This is a genomic window from Ligilactobacillus agilis (assembly GCF_025311475.1).
GTDB lineage: Bacteria > Bacillota > Bacilli > Lactobacillales > Lactobacillaceae > Ligilactobacillus > Ligilactobacillus agilis.
In genome coordinates this window covers 859,353-879,301 of sequence record NZ_CP104397.1, presented here as the reverse complement: position 1 = coordinate 879,301, position 19,949 = coordinate 859,353, and the positions used below count along the sequence as shown (strand labels likewise).

At 44.8% G+C, this 19,949-nt stretch carries 13 protein-coding genes and 1 other annotated feature; of the genes, 4 read left to right on the top strand and 9 right to left on the bottom strand.

The features are described 5' to 3' along the window. Nucleotides 1–121: 121 nt before the first annotated feature. Nucleotides 122–331, bottom strand: a complete 210-nt coding sequence (locus N4597_RS04325) for a hypothetical protein (RefSeq protein WP_260904842.1) — start codon at nt 329–331, stop codon at nt 122–124. Nucleotides 332–522: 191 nt separating this feature from the next. Continuing rightward, nucleotides 523–852 carry a helicase-related protein gene (locus tag N4597_RS04320; RefSeq protein ID WP_260904840.1) on the bottom strand — a complete coding sequence of 110 codons (330 nt, stop codon included), beginning with the start codon at nt 850–852 and terminating at the stop codon, nt 523–525. Here N4597_RS04320 and N4597_RS04315 point away from each other — a divergent pair. After that, nucleotides 826–951: a hypothetical protein gene (locus tag N4597_RS04315; protein WP_260905329.1), complete on the top strand. Its 126-nt coding sequence runs from the start codon at nt 826–828 to the stop codon at nt 949–951. The genes N4597_RS04320 and N4597_RS04315 overlap by 27 nt on opposite strands. A 78-nt stretch (nt 952–1,029) precedes the next feature. Here the strand turns inward: N4597_RS04315 and addA are convergent, their stop codons facing one another. Genes addA through N4597_RS04295 form a run of 4 tightly spaced genes read right to left on the bottom strand, consistent with a single transcriptional unit; the run spans nt 1,030 to nt 13,097 of the window. After that, complete coding sequence (gene addA / locus N4597_RS04310) at nt 1,030–5,112, bottom strand: helicase-exonuclease AddAB subunit AddA (protein ID WP_260904837.1); 4,083 nt, start codon at nt 5,110–5,112, stop codon at nt 1,030–1,032. A gap of 3 nt (nt 5,113–5,115) precedes the next feature. Then, nucleotides 5,116–8,856: a PD-(D/E)XK nuclease family protein gene (locus tag N4597_RS04305; protein ID WP_260904835.1), complete on the bottom strand. Its 3,741-nt coding sequence runs from the start codon at nt 8,854–8,856 to the stop codon at nt 5,116–5,118. 12 nt (nt 8,857–8,868) lie between these two features. Next, nucleotides 8,869–11,958 carry an AAA family ATPase gene (locus N4597_RS04300; RefSeq protein ID WP_260904833.1) on the bottom strand — a complete coding sequence of 1,030 codons (3,090 nt, stop codon included), beginning with the start codon at nt 11,956–11,958 and terminating at the stop codon, nt 8,869–8,871. Beyond that, entirely contained in the window at nt 11,958–13,097 is a 1,140-nt protein-coding gene (locus N4597_RS04295) for an exonuclease SbcCD subunit D (protein ID WP_260904831.1), read from the bottom strand. Before N4597_RS04295 ends, N4597_RS04300 begins: the two co-directional genes overlap by 1 nt. A 158-nt stretch (nt 13,098–13,255) precedes the next feature. Here N4597_RS04295 and N4597_RS04290 point away from each other — a divergent pair, with 158 nt between their 5' ends. The 3 genes from N4597_RS04290 to N4597_RS04280 are packed head-to-tail and all read left to right on the top strand — an operon-like array spanning nt 13,256 to nt 14,469. Then, nucleotides 13,256–13,561, top strand: coding sequence for a CHY zinc finger protein (locus tag N4597_RS04290; protein WP_202021444.1), 306 nt, complete (start codon nt 13,256–13,258; stop codon nt 13,559–13,561). Nucleotides 13,562–13,575: 14 nt separating this feature from the next. Further along, nucleotides 13,576–14,118, top strand: coding sequence for a biotin transporter BioY (locus N4597_RS04285; RefSeq protein ID WP_390892652.1), 543 nt, complete (start codon nt 13,576–13,578; stop codon nt 14,116–14,118). Nucleotides 14,119–14,175: 57 nt separating this feature from the next. Beyond that, on the top strand, nt 14,176–14,469 hold the full coding sequence (locus tag N4597_RS04280; RefSeq protein ID WP_056977723.1) for a hypothetical protein: 294 nt from the start codon (nt 14,176–14,178) through the stop codon (nt 14,467–14,469). 57 nt (nt 14,470–14,526) lie between these two features. Here the strand turns inward: N4597_RS04280 and N4597_RS04275 are convergent, their stop codons facing one another. The 3 genes from N4597_RS04275 to N4597_RS04265 form a co-directional block, all read right to left on the bottom strand. Continuing rightward, nucleotides 14,527–17,181 (bottom strand): valine--tRNA ligase, encoded by a 2,655-nt coding sequence (locus tag N4597_RS04275; RefSeq protein ID WP_260904823.1) that lies wholly within the window; start codon nt 17,179–17,181, stop codon nt 14,527–14,529. Between the two features lie 46 nt (nt 17,182–17,227). Beyond that, nucleotides 17,228–17,438, bottom strand: a binding site (T-box leader). A 37-nt stretch (nt 17,439–17,475) separates the two neighbouring features. Beyond that, nucleotides 17,476–18,693, bottom strand: a complete 1,218-nt coding sequence (gene thiI, locus N4597_RS04270; protein WP_260904821.1) for a tRNA uracil 4-sulfurtransferase ThiI — start codon at nt 18,691–18,693, stop codon at nt 17,476–17,478. A 17-nt stretch (nt 18,694–18,710) separates the two neighbouring features. Next, a complete protein-coding gene (locus tag N4597_RS04265) occupies nt 18,711–19,859 on the bottom strand; it encodes a cysteine desulfurase family protein (RefSeq protein ID WP_260904819.1) in 1,149 nt (382 codons plus the stop codon). Nucleotides 19,860–19,949 lie beyond the last annotated feature (90 nt).

The window sequence follows — 19,949 nt, the reverse complement described above, 5'->3', positions numbered from 1 at the left end:
TAACACTTTCTTAGACAACGTTCAAAACATAAGTTCTATAATCCGTCAATCCTACATTTTTTATTTTCTGATTGACTATAATCCTATTGTTTTCCACAATATTCTATATTTTTGGTAACAGTTAAACTCCTCCTCCCGCTTTACTTTCCTTGAAATTTTTAAGATACTTTTGGGGCGTCACCTTAATGTGGTCGAAATCATAGGCTGGTAATACCGCCTGTAAGAACCGCTTACAAATTTCGGGCTGAGACATTATTAAACCAAACATGACGTCATCAGTAAAGTCCGCCTGGGCAAACTTTTGCCTAAGGGCTTCTTTTTGTGAGAGCATTAGCTTTCCTCCTTATTATATAAAAATCTGCAGGGGAAAGAAATATTTTCCCCTTCACTATTTAAATACGCAAAGCAGTTAGCCAATTAATGCAAAATGAGAAAAATTTTATAAAAAAAGATGCCTGCCAAACGGCAAGCATCAGCCCAAAGCTAAGTTATTTCAAACTTAACCCTCATCCAGCCAAATTTTTACAACAATCCTAGCAAATCTTCTTTACTCAAGTTAGAACTATTTACTTGGTCACTACCTAAGATATTATCTGCTAGTTGTTGCTTATTTTCTTGCATCTCTAAAATCTTTTCTTCAATCGTACCCTTACTTATCAAGTTGTAAACCGTCACCTTATGTACTTGGCCAATCCAGTGAGCCCGGTCGGTAGCTTGATTTTGCGCCGCCTGATTCCACCAAGGATCATAGTGGATAACTACATCAGCTCCAACTGGGTTCAACCCTGTCCCCCCTGCTTTAAGCGAAATTAAAAAGACTTGGGTTTGGTCATTATTAAAACGGTCTACCAATTCCAGGCGCTTTTGGAGCTTAGAAAAGAAATTGCCTTAAAATGGCAACAAGCAACGATTAAAGACCACCTTGTCTTTGTCCAAAAAAATTGTTTATAATTTTTATTTTTCTGACCTAAATTCGTTCTTAACTAAAAACACCGCCGCTTAATTTGAAGATTAAGCGACGATGTTTTTTTAAATTTCTACTACCTGACCGCTAGCAACTAGATACAAGTAGCGGTGGGTTACTTTCTTGTGCTTGATACTTTCTAAAGCTAAGCTATAAAGGTTTAACTGACCCCGGTAACGGGCCACCACCTTTTCAGGCGTTTGGAAGTCGTTGATGGCATCGGTTTTGTAGTCAAAAATCACTAGCTGCCCGTCTGGTGTTTCAAAACAGCCGTCGATAATCCCGTGAATCAAGATTGGGTCGGAGCTAGCCTGGTCTACCCCTTCAAATAAATGCCCCGCTGGGTAAAGAAGTGAAAACGGCAGCTCCCGCTCAAGGCTAGCGCGATTTGCAATTACCGCTTGCCCCAGGTCACTTTCATAAAAGCGCCCAATGGCTTTTTGATTGATTAAAGCAGCCACTTCCGTGGTTATTAACTTGGCTAGGACCAATTTATCGATGGTAGCCGCTACTGCGTCAAGAGTAACTGGCTGACTTAAATCAAGTTCTTGGAAAACCAAGTGGGTCGCAGTCCCTACGGCAGCCGGACTGACCTTAACTTCTGTTTGCATGAATTCAGGTTGCTTAAAGTTGGCCTGGCCGTAAAGGTTAAGGCTTGCCTGCCCTTGCTCTGCTTGGCGGTAGTTAAGGCGCGTCGCGGTCACATCGGTAATCTCGATATTTTCCATTAAGTTGTTGTCTGGATCATCGAACAAGCGCTTAATGTCGGTAACCGCCTGGTAGGCAGTGGTCTGTGTCAAAGCTTCATGCGGATAGGTAAAGTCGGCTACCTGTTTGACACTAGCGGGCTCTTGACTTGCTGCAGCAGTTTGCTTAGCTAGCCATTGATTTAAGGAAAGCTCTTGGTCTACTTTTGGTTGGTCACTTGCTACTAAAATTTGGCTGAGCTCTGCTTCGTTCCAAAATTCAAGCTTGAAGTTAACCTCCTTAAAGTCTGCTAACACTGGGCTAGGAGTTGGTAAGTCGAGCTGTTCTTCCCGTTTACCCGCAAAGCTAATCCGGTCGGCTAAGTTAGGCATCCGCATTAGACTCGCCCCAATCCAATCCAAGTAAGTCCGCCCCTTAAGCCGCTGAGCTTCTGCCAGTAGCTTTTCATCACTTTGGCTAGCCAGTTGCCATTTGCCTAAGGCATCCTGCGCATCCTTAACATGTCCCACCAAGTAGAGCCGCTGTTCGGCCCGGGTTAAGGCCACGTAAAGTTTACGCATCTCTTCGGCCAAAGCTAACTTCAACTGCCGGGCCTTAATCAGTTCATAAACTGGGGTCGGGCTGGTCACGTTTAAGCTTTCCGGTAAGTCCGCTTGCTCATTTTGCTTTTCATCAACTAAGGCTAAGCCCAAGCCTAGTTTGTCATCTAGAATGTAATTATTTCTTTGCACACTACCGAGGTTAAAACTCCGACCAAGGTCCATGACAAAGACAACTGGAAATTCCAGCCCCTTACTCTTATGAATCGTCATAAAGGAGACCGCGTTGTCGTCGGCCTTAACCTCTAGTTCAGCCAAATCCTGGTCATTTTTTTGCATCTGTTCGATGAATCGGAGAAATTGGAAAATCCCCTTATAGCTGATTTCTTCGTACTGGCTAGCTCGTTCATACAGGGCGTGGAGGTTGGCTACCCGCTGAGGGCCCCCAGGCATCCCACCCACATATTCTAAAAAGCCAGTCTGTTCGTAAATTGTCCAAATCAAAGGTGCTAACTCACTACTGCGACTTAGTTTTCTAAAGGCTTCCAGCTCGGTCAAAAAATGGTTAACCTTTTTAGCCAACTGGTCTTCAAAGGCAAAGTCATTATCGAGTTTAAACCTAAACAACTGGTCCTTAGCATTTTCATAGGTTTGCTTAAAGCCCACTAGCGTCCCGTAAAAATCGCTCCCCCTCGTGACAATCCGCAAATAGGCTAACTCGTTTTCGTCAAAGCCATAAAGCGGCGAGCGAAGGGTGGCCACCAAGTAGATATCTTGGTGGGGGTTATCAATAATGCGTAAGAGCGACAGCATGATTTGGATTTCCGTCGTCTTGAAATAATTGTCGGTATCGCTGACCTCAACTGGAATGCCGTAACGTTTAAATTCTTCGGCAATCAAGGTCCCCTGGGCGTGGGTTGAAGCCAAAATGGCAATATCCTTGTAGGTAAGGGTTTCTGTTCGCCCACTGTCCCGGTTATAAAATTCCTGCTGACCCACCAATTCCTGAATTTTATGGGCAATCAAATTCACCTGGGCCTGTTCTTTTGAATCGAGTTCAAAGTCGCTTGCGATTGGACTAGCACTTTCGTCTTGCTTAGTTTCGTACAAGAGCAATTCCGTTGCCACCTGGCTAGTTTCTTTTGAGTAAGCCTGGTTAGCAGCAATTAATTGGGCTGCCTGGTCATAGTCGATTTCACCTAGGCTTGCATCCATAATCTGGCTAAAAATTAAGTTGGTAAAGCCCGTAACGTTTGCGGCCGACCGGTAATTTTGGGGCAGAATAATCAACTCATCAGCAGCCGCCTCGGCTTGATAAGTCTGGTACTTATTGATAAACAAGCTTGGGTCCGCCTGCCTAAAGCGGTAAATCGATTGCTTAACGTCTCCCACCATAAAGTAAGAACTATTAGGACTGGCAGCAATCGCTGTTAACAGTGCTTCTTGCAATTCATTGGTATCTTGGTATTCATCAACCATTACCTCTTGATAGTGGGCCTTGATTCCGGCTTGAATCCTAACTTGTTCTGGCTGGCTACCAGTTAAGAGCTTCAAGGCTAAGTGTTCCATGTCACTGTAATCTAAGAGGTGGCGTCTAGTCTTTTCCTTAGCAAACTCACTTCTAAATTCAGTGGTTAACCTAGCTAGCTCGCCAATAATTAGCTGGCTTTTAGTCAAGATTGCTTTGAAGTCGGCCTGAGAATAAATAAAGTAGCTGGCTTTAATCTTGGCTACCTCTGTTTTAAGCTCATCTTTCTTAGCCTTGACTTGATTCCATTTGGCAGCTAAACTTTCGGGAAAATCCCCCGCCGTTTTGCCCGCCTGGCGCAAAATTGGCTTAAAACTAAAGTTCAAGTCAAGTCCACTTCGTAACTGGTCGTAATTAGCCGTCGTAAGCTGGGCTTGGTAAGCGGTTAAGGCCTGGCTGGTAGCTTGATAAGCGGCTAAAAGGTCGGCAAATTTTTGCTCCCGCTTAGCTAAATCGGCGCTAAATTTCTTTTCCTTAGCTGCCCCTTTGCCCTCATAGTAGAGTCCATAAACGTCGGTTTGCCAAAAATGTTTGGCGGCTTCAAGAAAAGCTGTTAACTCAGTTAATAGCTCCGTAAACTCACTACTTACCTTGGCCAGACGCTTATTCAGATCAAGTGCCAGATAATTTTGCCATAAATCACTTTGGGTCAAATCTGCCTGGGCATCGAATTGATAGAGTTTAGCCAGGTTAGCTAACCAAGCTTCGGGGTTGGCGCTGGCGTTGGCGTAAGTATCGATGCTCATCACTACGTCCGTTAACGCCTCGTCACCCTTCCCGTTACTAAAGGTTTGGTAAACAGCAAAAAAAGCACTTGGCTGCTTTTGGGCCAGTTCTTGCCCCATCTTAGCGTAGGCCTGTTCCCGAACACGCTCCCACACGTCGGCCTTAATCATCTGACTTTCTGCCTGGTCGGCTAAGATTCTAAAGTTAGGATCCAGGTCCAAGGCGTAGTAGTAGCGCTTAAGCAGGCGGGAACAAAAGGCATCCATGGTGGAAATATCCGCTAGATTTAACGTCCGCAGCTGCTTTAAAATATGCTGGCTGGCCCGCTGCTTTTTATGGGCGGGAAGTGAGGCAGCCTGCACCTGGCTTAACCGCTCCCGTAAGGCTTTTTCCAGCCGGTCCTTCATTTGCTTGGCAGCCTTATTAGTGAAGGTTACCACCAAGAGGTTAGCCACTTCTCCTAAGAGGCTCTCGTCGTCTGCTTGATCATCAGCCAGGTAATGACCAATAACTTGGTATAAAATCCGTTCAACCAAAACCGCCGTCTTACCCGACCCAGCTGAGGCGGAGACCAAGATATTTTGGGCCTCACTTTTTACCGCTTGAATTTGGTTTTTGGTTGCATATCCTTCAAATTTACTTTCCATCGCTTATCCTTTCTGCAGTTCGTGTTTGATTTGAGCCCAGACTTCTTCCGTACTTAAGGTTTTAATCTTACGATATTCATTACCAACCATAGGATCAAACAACATGATTGGCAGGTAATCAGAATACAGCAAGCCATCGGTCTGACTGTCTAACTTATAAGGCTTCAAGTCGATAATGCCCCCAAAGATTTCTTGTCTGGCCTGTTCAATTTTTTGGAGGTTTAACTGCACTAACTGCTCCAACTGCTCAAGGGTTAGCAACTGACTGCTCCCGTTGGCCTTAAATTTATCGCTACTTTGGTGACTGATATTATAAGGCAAACTCTTAGCCGGCTTAGCCTTTAATTTTTGGTCTAAGGCCAACAAAAAGTCGGCATCTTCTTCCAACCTAAATAAGCCCTTGTATTGATACTGTTGCATAAAGAGGTCTTCAAAGGTCTTCTTCTTTTCCAAAAGCGGTTGGTAATCTTTAAAAGCCAAGCGGCCACTAAAGAGGTTGAGGTAAGTCGTGGCTCCAACCTCTAACTGCTCTGCCGGTGGAAGATCCATTTCTAACAGGAGTTGTTTTAGCTTAGCCTGGTTGCTATCCTTTTGCAAAACGGCTAGGTAGGTTAATAGTTGCAGCGACAGGCCGTTTAATGCCTTAGTCAAAAAGTCCTTTAACTTAAGGTCAGTGTTACCGGACTTGTAGTCAACCACACTTAGGTAATGGCGGTTTAACTCACTGATTACGAGGTCTAAGCGGTCAATTCGCCCCTGTAAGTTCAAAGTTTCATCCTGGGCAAACCTTTTTCCGGCTGGAAAGACTAACCCATCTAGTTGGGCGTTAGCTTGAAAACCAAAGGTGGCCTCCGTTTCCAACGTGTAGATTGCTTGATCCTGGCGTTGCTTCCAAATGGCTTGCCCTACTTGGTACGCACGGCTTTCTAGTTGCTGGCGCAAGAAATCAAGGCGCGCACTAGCATCAAACAAGTAACCTTCCTGCTCCTTAGCCTGTTGTTGAACGTTTGTAACCGCCCGCTTCATGTAGTGGTCGAATTCGCGGCTGGTCAAACGTTTGAGGTAAGTCTTATCAGCGTGAATTAGGCGCATAAACTCGTCTAATAAATTATGGAAGTAGGTCCCCGTGTCAGCCGGACTTAGCATAAATTCCTTGCGCTTTTCTAACTGCAAACCGTACTTCAAGAAGAATTCATAGGGGTTAGCATAAAAACTTTCCAACCGTGAAACCGAACCAAACAAGGCAGCATTTTTACCCCGACGGTAAAGCTCCTTTAAGAGCTCCTTAATAAGTCGCTTGTGCCCATCAGCACTTGGCTTAGTGTTAGGCAAAATCTCGTTGTGATAATCTAGGCTGTTAAGTAACTTTAAGGTCAAAGTTTGGTTAACAGCTAACTCATAGGCTAAAATTGCCTGCCACTGTGAATCTAAGTCGGCTTGGTTTTGGAAGGCTGCCCGGCTTTGCGTTAATAAATCGGTCAGCAATGTCCGCGGCGTCCCTAAAAAGGCAGCCAGCCTATCTCTAACGTCTGTCTCCTTCAGTCCAAAGGCCGCCATGATTCTTTTGACATAGGGCGAACAAGCTAGTAGCTGGCCGTCAGCGTCATTTTGGGGGTAAGTAAAGATTAGCCGGTCTTTAGCCGTCAAAAAGCTAAGGTAAGCCTGGTAAGGTTCGTCTGCCATGGCCATTTCTGCTCCCGGTGCTAAAAATTGGTCGCGCGCTAGCCAGTCACCGCTTGCCAAAAGTTGGCGCTCCTCTTCGGAAATTAAGCTATTATTTTCAAACCGAGCTGGTAAGGCTTGGTCACTAGCCCCTAAAAAGAAGAGCACCCGCCGGTCACGGCGCTGACTTAAGTTAGCCTTAGAAACAGTCACCTGGTCTAGCGTTGTCGGAACCTGCTTGTATTTAGCCGCCTTAAAGCCCGCGTTTAAAATTTCGCTAAAGTTACTTAGGCTAAAGTCCTGATCACCTAAGGCTAAGACATATTCATCTAGGAGAGCGCACAGGGTGTTCCAGACCTGTTCTGGCCTCGTGGCGTCCTGGGCATTAATCCCCACTAAGTTTAGCTTACCTTCCTCGAAACGCTTTTGCGCCCGGGCTTGGCTGGTAGCTAAACTTTGATCAACCCCGGCTTTAATTAGAAATTGGTAGAGAACCCGGGCAAAATCCCGGTTGGTTTTGACCTTAGCTAGTGCCCTAGAGAAGCTGGCCAATAACTTAGCCACCTGGGTTTTAAGGAGGTTAGCATTTTGGTTGTGGAGGAGTTTTCTTTGGGCAGCCTCATGCTCAGCTTGACTTTGGTTAGGTTTAAGGGGCAGCCTTTCTACCAGCCAAAAATCGTCTGCCTCGAAGCGCTTGCGGCTGCTGATACCTGTTCTTAACAAGTAGTTTTCTAACCAGTCAAGCTCATCTCTAAACGTGGCTAGATCTTGCTTTAAGACCAGCTGACCGGTTGCGTCACTAACGTATAGTTGCGGAATAAACAGCTCCGTCTTTAAAAGCCGCATCAAATCGTGATAGCTGTAAAGATTAGGGTGCTTGGCCAAGCTGAACAGCGCATTTAAAAATTCCACCAGCGGGTGGTTACCCATCCCCTTACTTAAGTCTAAGTAAAACGGCAGTTGGTACTGATTAAAGATTGGTGCGATTAAATTTTCATAGTCAGCTAAATCAGGTGCTAGTACCATGTAATCGCGGTACCTCCGTTCTCCTTTGGCAACCTCCTGCCTGATTTGACTAGCTACATAACGGACCTCTTCAATTCGGTTGGCCAAGGCTACCACTGACACACTCTCCTTTGAGCTTAAAGGAGCTGGCTTATTAGCTTTTAAGCTGACACTAGTCTGCCAATATTTGCCTAGCCGCTCTAAATCCGGACTAAGCCGCTTAACTGTAGGCCAGCTAAGCTCTGCTAGCGGCAAGTGGTTTTTATCAGCCCAGTTAGTCAAAGCCGTAAACAACCGCTTAGGCCGGTTAAAGAGATTATCGTCCCCACTAGCCTGCTCCAAGCCCTGTTTAGTCAAAACCAGGCTAATCCGGACTTCCTTAGCCCTTTTAACCAAGGTCTTTAGTAATTGCAATTCGAGGGCGGAGAGTTGATCAAAGCCACTGATGAGAAAAGAAGTTTGACTCAAATCAGCTTCTAAGAGGTAATCATTTAGGCTCTGTAAAACCTTGCTGCTTTCAACATACTTGTCGCCTAGCTCTAGTTCAAACTGACGGTAAACCAGGGCCATATCGGCTAATTTAGCCCGTAAATCCATGCTCTTAGCTTGATCTTGGGGCAAGTTAGCCACCAAATTGTCTAAATCGTCGGGACTAATTCCCCCTTGTTTTAATTCCAACAACTGTTGCGCTAGTTTTTGTGCAAAGCCAACTTGATTTTTTTCAGCCGCAAAAACATGTAGGCTGTCCAGCCGGCTTAAAATGCTTTGGACCAGCATGGTAAGTCCCATTTGACTCAGATGTCGTCCCTGAACACTTTGCTGGTCCTTAATAAAGTACCAAGCCAAGCGACTAAAAGAAAAGACCTGGGTCTTAGTTTGGGCATACAGGCCCTTAGCAGAAGAATAGTGTTGGCGTAAAAACTCTAACACCTTAACTTCCGTTTCAAATTTAATGTGGTCGGGCACAATTACAAAATAATTTTCACTCGGAGCTTGTTTTTGCCAGGCTAATAACTGTTCTAAGATTGCCTGTTCATGGTCAATTTCAGCTCCACCTAAAATAAAACCTAAAGCCATTTGCTCACTTCCTTATAAATGGTAACTAACGGTACTCTTGCCGTTGCGGTTATTAATCTCTAAGCGGTCGGGAATACTTTCTTGCAGTTCGCGAACGTGGCTGATAATGCCCACCATCCGGCTGTCCCCTTCCTTAGTCTGCAGGTAATCAAGGGCCCGGGCCAGGTAGTCAGTATCTAAGGACCCAAACCCTTCATCAATAAAGAGGGCTTCAATTCTAACCCCGCCATTTTCTGCTTGAATCGTCTCCGCCAAGCCTAACGCTAAACTTAGTGAGGCCACAAAACTTTCACCCCCAGACAGGGTTTGAGTCCGCCTTCGCTCACCGCTAATCTTATCAACAACATCTAAGACCAACCCCGCCTTGGTCCCACTTTTGGCTTGAGTGGTCGTCATTTGAAAGAGGTAGCGGTCTTGACTGAGCGTTTGCAAAATAACGTTAGCGTTGCCTAAGATTTTTTGGAAATACTGTTGGAGCACAAAGCGCTGTAAGTCAATCTTACCGACCCCTTTGCCGCTAATTGGAGCCGTTAATTGGTTTAGGCGGTCCAGCTTGGCTAAAAGGGCTTCGTTCTTGCTTACTTCCCGCTTAACTTGCACGTAACTATCATGCAGCCGTTCTTTTTTCCGTGTTACTTCCTCTAAAGCAGTCCTTTTTACTTGCAAGTCTTGTTTTACTGTGGCTAGCTTATCCCTTAGTTCTTCTAAATCTAAGACCGTTACGCCTGCTAATTGTTTTTCTATTGCCGCCAGCTGCTCAGTTACTGATTTGACCTCATTTTGGTAAGCAGTTACCTGGGCTTTTAAAGCCTCGCTTTCAGCCGCGTGACTAAGCAAATAGCCTATGTCATCAAAATTAGACACAAAGTTAACTTGGGCGATAGCAGCTTTTAGGCTGGTCTGATAGTTAGCGACTTGAGTTTGCGTCTTAACTAAGTTTTCTTCCAGATTAGAAAGGTTAGTCTTAGTGGTTAGGAGCGCTTCTTTCACTTGATTTTTGTTACGCTCAAAGTTAGTTAGCTCTTGGTCTAGTTGCGCACACCTTAACTCTAGTTTTTGGCGTTCACTAAGGACTTGGTCTTTGGTTTGGTAATCAGGAGCTAACTTGGCCTTTAGTCCGATTAACTCGTCATTAACTGCTTGAAAATCTTGTTGAGCCTGAGTAACCGCGGCTTGGGCTTGCTCTAATTTTAAGTTTAACTGGTCAATTTTTTGTTGACTGTCAGCTTGCTTAGCCTTTAGTTCTGCTTCCCTAGCACTGGCCGCCTTGAGGTTTGACTCTAAGTGCTGCTTTTGGACTTGGAACTGATTTGCTAACTGCTTTAACTCCCCCCCTGCTTGCAAACCATGGTTGGCTAACACCTGCTTGAGCTCTGCTTGATAGTCGGCTTGAGCAGCAAGATGAGTTTGCTTTTGGACTTTAAGCCGGCCTTCAAGCTGATTATAATCGCTTTGAAGGCTAGTTAAGTCTGCTTGGGCTTGTTCCAAGTCACCTTCAACCTGCTTAACTTTAGCTAAGTCGGCCACCTGACCCTGGCTAACTAACGGGTGGTCTAAAGCCCCGCAGACTGGACAAGGCTGGCCCGGTTGCAACTTCTGGGTTAAGCGGACAATCTGCAAGCTGGTATATTCCTGGTCTAAGGTGGTGAATTTTTCCTTAGCCACCGCTAACTTGGCTTTTTTACTAGCCAGTGCTTCTTTGGTATTAGTCAGCTTAGCCTGGGCGTCTAAGTAAGCCTGGTAAAGCTTTGTTAGCGAAGTCCGCTCTTGAGTCAGGTTAGCTAGCTGGCGCTCAGTTCGATAAAATTCTTCCTGAAGTTGCTTAAGGTCAGGAAGGTTACTGATTTGCTGGCGGAGTGCTTGTTCGGTTGTTTGGGCGGCTTTTAGGTCAGCTTGTAAGTCAGTATAGTGAATCTGCTTACTGGTTAGGTTTTGCTTTAAAGCTAGTTGCTGGGATTGCTTATTTACATAGGCTTCGTAGTGGGGTTCAATTTCTTTTAAGTAGCTAACCTTTTGGCGTAAAGCTTGCAAGTCGGCAGTATTTTTGGCAACTGCTGGCGCCTGTTGGTCTAAGGCAGCTAACTGAGCTTGCAAATCACCTTGAGTTAACTCTTCTTTTTGGTGCCGCTCCTTTAAAGTTGCTAACTCCCTTTGATTTTGTTGGAATAATTGCCAGTTACTCAGCTGGTCTTTAGCCCAGGTGAGCTGATCTAAGCGGGTCTTGTTAGCCTCAAACTCGGCTTGCGTAGCTGCTAGTTCGGTCTGCCTTTTAACTAACGTCTCCTTAGCTTCTAGCTGGGCGTGTAACTGCTCTTGAAAGCCTAACTGTTGGTTAAGCTTGGTTTGCTTATCTTCCAGCCCGGTAATCACACTAGCTTCTTGCTGACTACTTTCCTCTAACGCTGCCAGAGTCTCAGTGACTTTAGCTAGCCATTCCGGGGCCGTTTTTACCTCATATTCCGGGTATGCTGCTAGCTGATTATTAATTAGCTGGTTACTGCTTTCCAACTGAGCCTCTAATTCCTTACTTTGGGCCAATAACTTTTCTTCTAGGCGCTTATAGATTGCGGTATCAAAAAAATGCTCTAGGAGTGCTTCTTTTTGGTTGGCATCAGCTTTTAAGAAATTATCAAACTCCCCTTGGGGTAAAACAATTACCTGGCTGAATTGCTTGGCATCTAGTCCAATCAAAGCAGTAACCTGCCGCTCAACTTCCCTAGTTTTAGCAGCTAACAGTTTAGCCGGCTTAGGTTCGATTAAGCTCAACTCGACCTTGGTGTCCAGGGTAGTAGCAGTCTTTTTTTCCTTCATACTCCGTTCGACCTGATACACTTTTCCCTGGTGGCTAAAGGTCAAGCTAACCTTAGTTTGAGCCTTAGCATCCGCAAACTTAGACCGCATCTCCTTGGCATCACGCCCGGTTTTTCCAGCGGCGGAAGTGGTGCCATAAAGGGCGTAGGTCATTGCATCAAAAATTGTTGTCTTCCCGCTACCCGTTTTACCATTTATCAAAAAAAGCGGGCTGGCTTCAAAGCGGGTAAAATCTATTTCTTCGTCTAGGTAAGGACCAAAATTTTTTAAGATTAGTTTTAGTGGTTTCATTATTCTTCCTCGATTTCTGCTAGTAGTTGGGCTAGGTAATCCTTTTGGTTGGCACTTAAAGTCAGCCCCTGGGTTTGTTCAAAAAAGGCCGCCGTCATCTTTAGGGGACTGTTTGCCTCCTTTAGCAACTCAACGCTTGGGGTTTGGACGATACCTTCCAAGCCATTTTGCCGTTCAATATGTACTAACCGGGGATAGCAAGCCCGTAACTTTTCGACTAAATTAGCAATCACCTGGCGGTCGGTCAAATTGACAAAAACAAAGGCTTGATCAGCCACTTCATTATACTTAGCTGGTTGACAGAGTTCATCTAGACTGCCTGTTAGTGAAACCATCGGCGTCGGATCTTTCAGGGGGACAAATTCCCGGTCGTTGGTCTCTGTATCATAAATGTAGACTCCCTTTTGATTAGTTAACTCTGACAAGGAAAACTTCACCGGGGAGCCAGCATAGCGCGCGTTATCTGCCAATAAGGCTTGGTGGTTATGTAGGTGACCTAAGGCAACATAATCAAAATTTTTAAATAAAGAAGCCGGCACTTCGTCTAAGCCCCCGACAGTTGAACTAACCTCAGAGTCTTCGCGGCTGGAGCCAGCTACAAAGCAGTGGCCCACCAAGATATGGGCCAACCCTGGCTTAAAGTAACTCTCACATTCGGCCACAACTTTAGCCATTGCCTGCGCCATAGTACTAATGCTATCATCTTCAAAATAAGCGCGACTGGCCTTAGGGTTAAAGTAAGGCACCAAGAAAAACTGGCAGTTGTCTAGCTCCACCGGCTCTAAGGTCCGCCGCCCCTTCGCGTCTATCCCTAATTCCGTTTTTAAAAAATACTGGTTATGTTCAAACCACTCATCGCCAACCCCTAACCGCCGGGCAGAATCATGGTTGCCACTAATAGCTAGCAGGGGTAGTTTGTCTTCAATATTTAACTTAACTAGCATCTGTTTTAAGACGGACACCGCCTCTTCGCTCGGAACACTCCGGTCATAAAGGTCGCCGGCAATTACAACTGCGTCAACCTTTTTTTGGCGCGCAATTTGTCGAATCTGTTCAAAGGCTGCTACTTGCTCCGCGTATAAATCGTATTCATATAATTTCTTACCGATATGCCAATCGGCTGTGTGTAAGACCTTCACGAACTTCACCCCGCAAAATAAAATTTCTACTTAAAATTATACACCATCCAAGCGTGAAATGAAAATATGTTCGCTTTTAGCTATTGTTAACTTTAAATATGTTTCGGGTTGACAATAAATCTACGTTAGTTTATGATAACTGCATGGAGGTGATGCTAATGATTAAAATTTACGGGGCCTTAACCGACCAGGCTGGACGTTGTCGCCACTACCACAGCCAATTAGATATTGTGGCCTTAAAGTGTGCCGCCTGCCAAAAATACTACGCCTGCTACCGCTGCCACGATGAAGTTGCCGACCATCATTTTGTAGCTAGCAGTTCAAGTGAACCCTACCCCGTCTTATGTGGCAACTGTTCCTGCCTTTTAAGCAAAAGTCAATACCTACTTGGGAATTGTCCATATTGCCAGGCTGCTTTTAATCCTAACTGTCACTTCCATCACCAGATTTATTTCAAAGCATAAGTTAAGAAAAGAGGATGTTTATGACTCGTAGCACTAATATTACTGCCATTCGTTTAACTAAAATTGCCTTAATTACGGCTGTAGTCGTTGTTTTAGGCTTCCTACCACCAATTCCCTTGGGCTTTATTCCAGTCCCAATCGTCCTGCAAAATTTAGGGGTGATGTTAGCCGGGGTTATCTTAGGGGCTAAGGACGGCACGATTTCAATCTTGCTCTTATTTTTAATTGGGATTATTCTCCCCGCCTTTTCTGGTGTTAATACCCAAGGGGTCTTGGTTGGGCCAACCGCTGGTTACGTGATTGCCTGGCTCTTTGTCCCTGCTTTAATTGCCCTTTGCTTAGCCAAGTTACCTAAGCAAAGTATCATCTTTCAATTTGTGGTGATTTGGCTGTTTGGGGTCTTGTTCATTGATGCCTTTGGTGCAATTTACCTAGCAGTTTATAGCCACATGCCAATTTTAAAATCACTTTTGGCTAACCTAGCCTTTATTCCTGGCGACACCTTAAAAGCCATCATCACCTTGATTGTAGCTAACCGTCTCACTAAATTAAAATAAGTTGACATTCAGCCCTCCCGCGCTTATGCTAAAGAAAAAAGCGCGGGAGGGATTTTTATGGCACAATCCAAATTTGAACAAGAAATGTATGACGAAGCTTACAAGGTGGCTAGTTACCTGAGACAAACCGGTCAAGACTCTGTTTTTCTCCGTTTAGTTAAAGAAAAAGGCAGTCGCTTCTTTTTAAACGCGACCGCCTTAAGCCTAACTTTAGCTGGGATGAGCATGAAGTTAGCACTCCGCCTCACCACCTTAGTTCTTCGCTATGGTTTACGAGTAGTCACTGCTATCCTAGACATCCTTGATGGTAAAGCCAAGGGGATTAAGGTTACGATTGAAACAAATAAGTAAGTAGCATAAAGTCCCGTTAGCCTAACATTCGTTAGGTTAACGGGACTTTTATCATTATTAAGCTTCCTTAGCTAAGGTGGCAATCCGCTCCTTAGTTGCATCTAATTTAGCTTGGTAGTCAGCCAATTTTCCTTTTTCAGCATTAACTACTTCGGCAGGAGCATTGGCTACAAACCGTTCGTTGCCCAATTTCTTTTGGGCCCGAGTTACTTCCGCCACTAACTTAGTTTCTTCCTTTTGAAGCCGAGCGACTTCTTCTTTAAGATCAATTAAGTCACCTAACGGAATGTAGACTTCGGCGCCAGTAATAACAGAAGTCATTGCTAGCTTAGGTGCAGTTACGTCAGCACTAATTTGTAATTCCTTTGGATGGCAGAAACGGTCAAGGTAGTCCTTATTAGCTTCTAACATGGCCTTAACTTCTTCATCCTTGGTCTTAATCAACAAGTCAATTGCAGAAGACATTGGGGCATTAACTTCAGCCCGGGTATTTCTAACCGCCTTAATTAATTCAATCAAGACACTCATTTGCCGGTCAGCATCTTCGTCAACCAATTCTTCCTTAAAGACTGGGTAAGCTGCCGTTACCAATGATTGCCCATCATGAGGCATGCTTAACCAAATTTCTTCGGTAACAAATGGCATGATTGGGTGCATCAAGCGTAAGGTTTGATCTAAGACGTAGCACAAAATATTTTGGGTGTTAGCCTTTAACTTAGCATTGTCACCGTAAAGGTTTTCCTTAGCCATTTCGATGTACCAGTCACAAAGGTCATTCCAAATGAAGTTATAAAGGGCCCGGTCCGCTTCCCCAAATTCAAAGTTGTCAAATAAGCGGGTAACTTCAGCAACAGTCTGGTTCAAACGGTTTAAAATCCACTTATCGGCTAATTGCCATTCGCTCTTAGGAGGTAAGACAGGCTTGGTGTCATCAGCTAGGTTCATGATTACGAAGCGACTAGCGTTCCAAATTTTGTTGATGAAGTTCCAAGCTGAGTCCATCTTAGTGTAAGAGAAGCGAATATCTTGGCCAGGAGTGGAACCATTAGTTAAGAACCACCGCAAGGCATCCGTTCCGTATTTATCGATGACATCCATTGGATCAATCCCGTTTCCAAGGGACTTACTCATCTTGCGCCCTTGTTCATCCCGAATTAACCCGTGGATTAAAACGTGCTTAAACGGCCGGCGACCAGTAAATTCCAATGATTGGAAAATCATCCGGGAAACCCAGAAGAAGATGATGTCATAACCTGTTACCAAGGTGTTAGTTGGGAAGTAGCGTTCAAAGTCAGGGGCCTTTTCATCTGGCCAACCCATTGTTGAAAATGGCCATAAAGCACTTGAGAACCAAGTATCTAACACATCAGTATCTTGTTCCCAGTTTTCAATGTCGCTCGGAGCTTCTTCGCCAACATAAGTTTCCCCAGTTTGCTTATTGTACCAAGCTGGAATTTGGTGACCCCACCATAATTGACGGGAAATTACCCAGTCATGAACATTTTCCATCCACTGAGTAAAGGTATTTTCAAAGCGGCCAGGAACAAAGTCCACCCGGTCGTCTGTCTTTTGGTTAGCTAGCGCAGCTTCTGCTAAGGGCTTCATCTTAACAAACCATTGGGTTGATAGGCGGGCTTCAACTTGGACCCCAGTTCTTTCTGAGTGACCAACTGAGTGGACAATTGGTTCAATCCGGAGCATGTAACCTTGATCTTCTAGGTCTTTAACAATCGCCTTGCGGGCTTCAAACCGGTCTAAGCCTTCATACTTGCCGGCATTAGCATTCATGGTTGCATCTTCATTCATGGTGTTGATGCGTTCCAAGTTGTGGCGGTTACCAACCTCAAAGTCGTTAGGGTCATGGGCAGGCGTAATCTTAACCATCCCGGTTCCAAATTCTGGATCAACGTATTGGTCAGCGATGATTGGAATGTGGCGACCTTGGAGTGGCAATACTAAGGTCTTACCTACAATATCTTTGTAACGTTCGTCATCAGGGTGAACCGCTACAGCCACATCCCCCATCATGGTTTCTGGACGGGTGGTGGCAATTTCGATGTAGTCCTTGCCATTAAAGGTTGTCCCGTCAGCAAATGGATACTTGACGTGGTAGAAGGCACCCTTGTCGTCTTTATGAATAACTTCGATATCAGACAAAGCGGTCCGCGCCTTAGGATCCCAGTTGATGATGTATTCGCCCCGGTAAATTAAACCCTTCTTGTAAAGGGAAACAAAGACCTTGCGTACAGCTTTAGATAAACCTTCATCAAGGGTAAAGCGTTCCCGGTCGTAATCTAAGGACAAGCCTAATTTAGCCCACTGGTTATGAATAATGTCGGCGTATTCGCCCTTCCATTCCCATACCTTATCAACGAATTTTTCTCTCCCCAAGTCGTAACGGGAAATTCCGTCTTCGGCTAGGCGGGCTTCAACTTTAGCTTGAGTAGCAATCCCAGCGTGGTCCATCCCTGGTAACCATAAGGTATCAAAACCTTGCATCCGTTTTTGACGAATAATTAAATCTTGTAAGGTCGTATCCCAGGCATGCCCCAAGTGTAACTTACCCGTTACGTTTGGAGGGGGGATTACGACTGAGTAAGGGTGAGCATTTTTATCAGCGTTTGGCTTGAATAGACCTGCTTCAACCCACTTTTGGTAACGTCCTGGTTCAACTTGACTAGGATCGTATTTAGTTGACATTTCTTTAGCCATCTTGATCTTCCTTTCTTGGGCAATAAAAAAACGGCCCTGCCATCCGACTTAGGACGACAGTGCCGTGGTACCACCTAAATTGGGCTTTTATGCCCCACTTGTTTCTAGTTAACGAATAGATATCCGGCTAACCCTACTAAACTTTCAGGCTAACAGCTCCCAAGCTACCAACCAAGATGATAACTAAGTCCTCGCAGCTAATGGACTTTTTTCTGGAAGTTACCTAGTTCTTGGTTGCTCTTGTTCAATGCTTATAAAAGTATTTTAGACGTCAATCACTCCGCCGTCAAGCTTTTATAGCAATTGGGCAAAAGATTCTTCTTCCTGGTTCAAGAAGGTATTGCCAATCTTGATTTCAGTGATTTCAACTCCAGCCAAAGCTCGCTCAATCAAACCATCAACATCTAACTTGGCTTCATAAGCCCGCGCTTTATCAATCTTAGGCTTGGTCTTAGGTGAAGGTGGAGCAAAAATTGTACAGCAATCTTCAAATGGCATGATGGATAAGTCAAAGGTATCAATATCTTGGGCAATCTTGATAATTTCGTTTTTATCCATTGAAACCACCGGCCGTAAAACTGGCATGGTAGTTACGTCATTAATGGCCGCCATACTTTCAAGGGTTTGAGAAGCCACTTGTCCTAAGGCTTCTCCGTTAAAGATTGCCAACCCGTGCCGTTTTTGCGCAAGCGCTGCAGTTAAGCGTAACATGAAGCGCCGTTGAACCGTCATCAAGTAACCAGAAGGTACATCGTGTTTAACCGTTTCTTGAATTTCTGTAAACGGTACTTGGATAAACTTAATGTGGCCCCCATAAGGTGTTAACTTGGCGGTTAATTCCTTAGCCTTATTCAAAGCTTGTTCGCTCGTGTAAGGCGGACTAAAGAAGTGCACCATTTCAATGTCCACTCCCCGTTTTAAAGCGAGGTAACCGGCTACTGGTGAATCAATCCCACCAGATAGCATCAACATTCCCTTACCAGCAGTCCCTACTGGCAAGCCACCAGCTCCTTGAATTGTTTCGTAAGAAAGAAAAATCCCATTTAAGCGGACTTCTACCCGCAAAGTAATATCGGGGTCCTTCATCTTAACTTTAATTCCAGGAACGTGTTCCAAGATGTAGCCACCCAGCATGTCATTAATCTCGTTAGTATCATACATAAAGCGGTGGTCCGAGCGACGGGTATTAATCTTAAAGGTCATCCCGTCAAAAAACTTTTCTTGCATAATTTGGGCGGCCACTTTTTTGACTTCTTCCATGTTCCGGTCAACCTTAATCGAAGGAGAAAAGTTTTGAATCCCAAAGACTTGGCGGAGCCGTGCCATTACCTGGTCTGCATCCTCACCATTTAAGTGCATGTGCATCCGGTCTCTGTGGGCCTTAATTACCAAGTTAGGAAAATCATGAAAACTTTGGCGCACATTAGTAGCCAGACGGTCAATGAAGTTCCGCCGGTTTTTACCCTTAGTTGAAAGCTCGCCATAGCGAACCATAATTTCAGTGTATTGCATCGTCATACCCTTTCTACTTATGAATTAATTTTTGCAAAGCGTTTGTATAAAATGTCAAAAGCCTTAATGAATTCCGCAGCCTCTTTGTCGTTATTAGCTTCATCCAGGCTGATTCGTACGGCTGAGGTGGCAATTTTTTCAGGAATCTTCATTGCCGCCAAAGTCCCAGAAATTGTCCTCTTCTTGGATGAACAGGCACTGGTAGTTGAAATATAAATTCCAAATTCTTCAAAGGCGTGAACGATAGTTTCCCCCCTAACCCCATCAATCGTAAAGCATAAAATATGCGGGGCAAAGTTAGGTGTCAGCTGTGAAAAAATGGTTACCTTGTCAAACTTAGCCAAGTGATCATAAATCATCTTTCTGACCGCTTGTTGCTTGGCAACCTTTGCCTCTTCATCCGTCAATAACAACCTAATAGCCTTAGCCATGGCTGCAATAGCTGGCAGGTTTTCGGTCCCAGAGCGTTGGTTTTGTTCTTGGCCGCCCCCAGCCATTAAGGCAGCCAATTTCCGGCCAGCCTTAGCGTAGATAAAACCAATCCCGCGGGGGGCGTGGAACTTGTGACCCGAAAAGGTCAAAAAGTCAATCCGGTCTAGGGAAAGAAGCTCACCTAAACCCTTACCTAAGGATTGGACTGCGTCGACATGAAAATGAACCCGTGGATAATCCTCCAGGATGGCAGCAATTTCTCTTAGCGGTTGAATTGCCCCCACCTCATTGTTAACCGCCATAATAGATACTAGGATGGTATCCTTACGCAAGGCGGCCTTTAAATCAGCCGGGTTAACCTGCCCGTTTTTATCGACTGGGAGGTAAGTTACCTCATAACCTAGTCTTTCTAGTTGGGCCATAGTGTTTAAAACCGCTGGGTGCTCAACTTGGGAAGTAATCAGGTGGTTACCAAAGTGGCGTTTTTCAAAGGCCGTCCCCTTAATGACCCAGTTATCTCCTTCAGTGCCGCCACTAGTGAAGAAAATTTCACCTGGCATTACCCCCAGTAAATCGGCAATTTGCTTACGCGCTTGTTCTAACAAAAGGTAGGCCTGCTCCCCCATCTTGTGTAAAGAAGAGGGGTTACCCCAAATTTGTTGGCTAACCTTTGTGTAGGTCTCTAATACTGCCGGTGCTACCTTGGTTGTAGCACTATTATCAAAATAAATCATAATCTACCTTCTCATCTATTCTTATCAGAGTCATAACACATTCTAACTAGAAATAAGTAAATTGGCAAGAAGAAAGGACACAACTTAGTA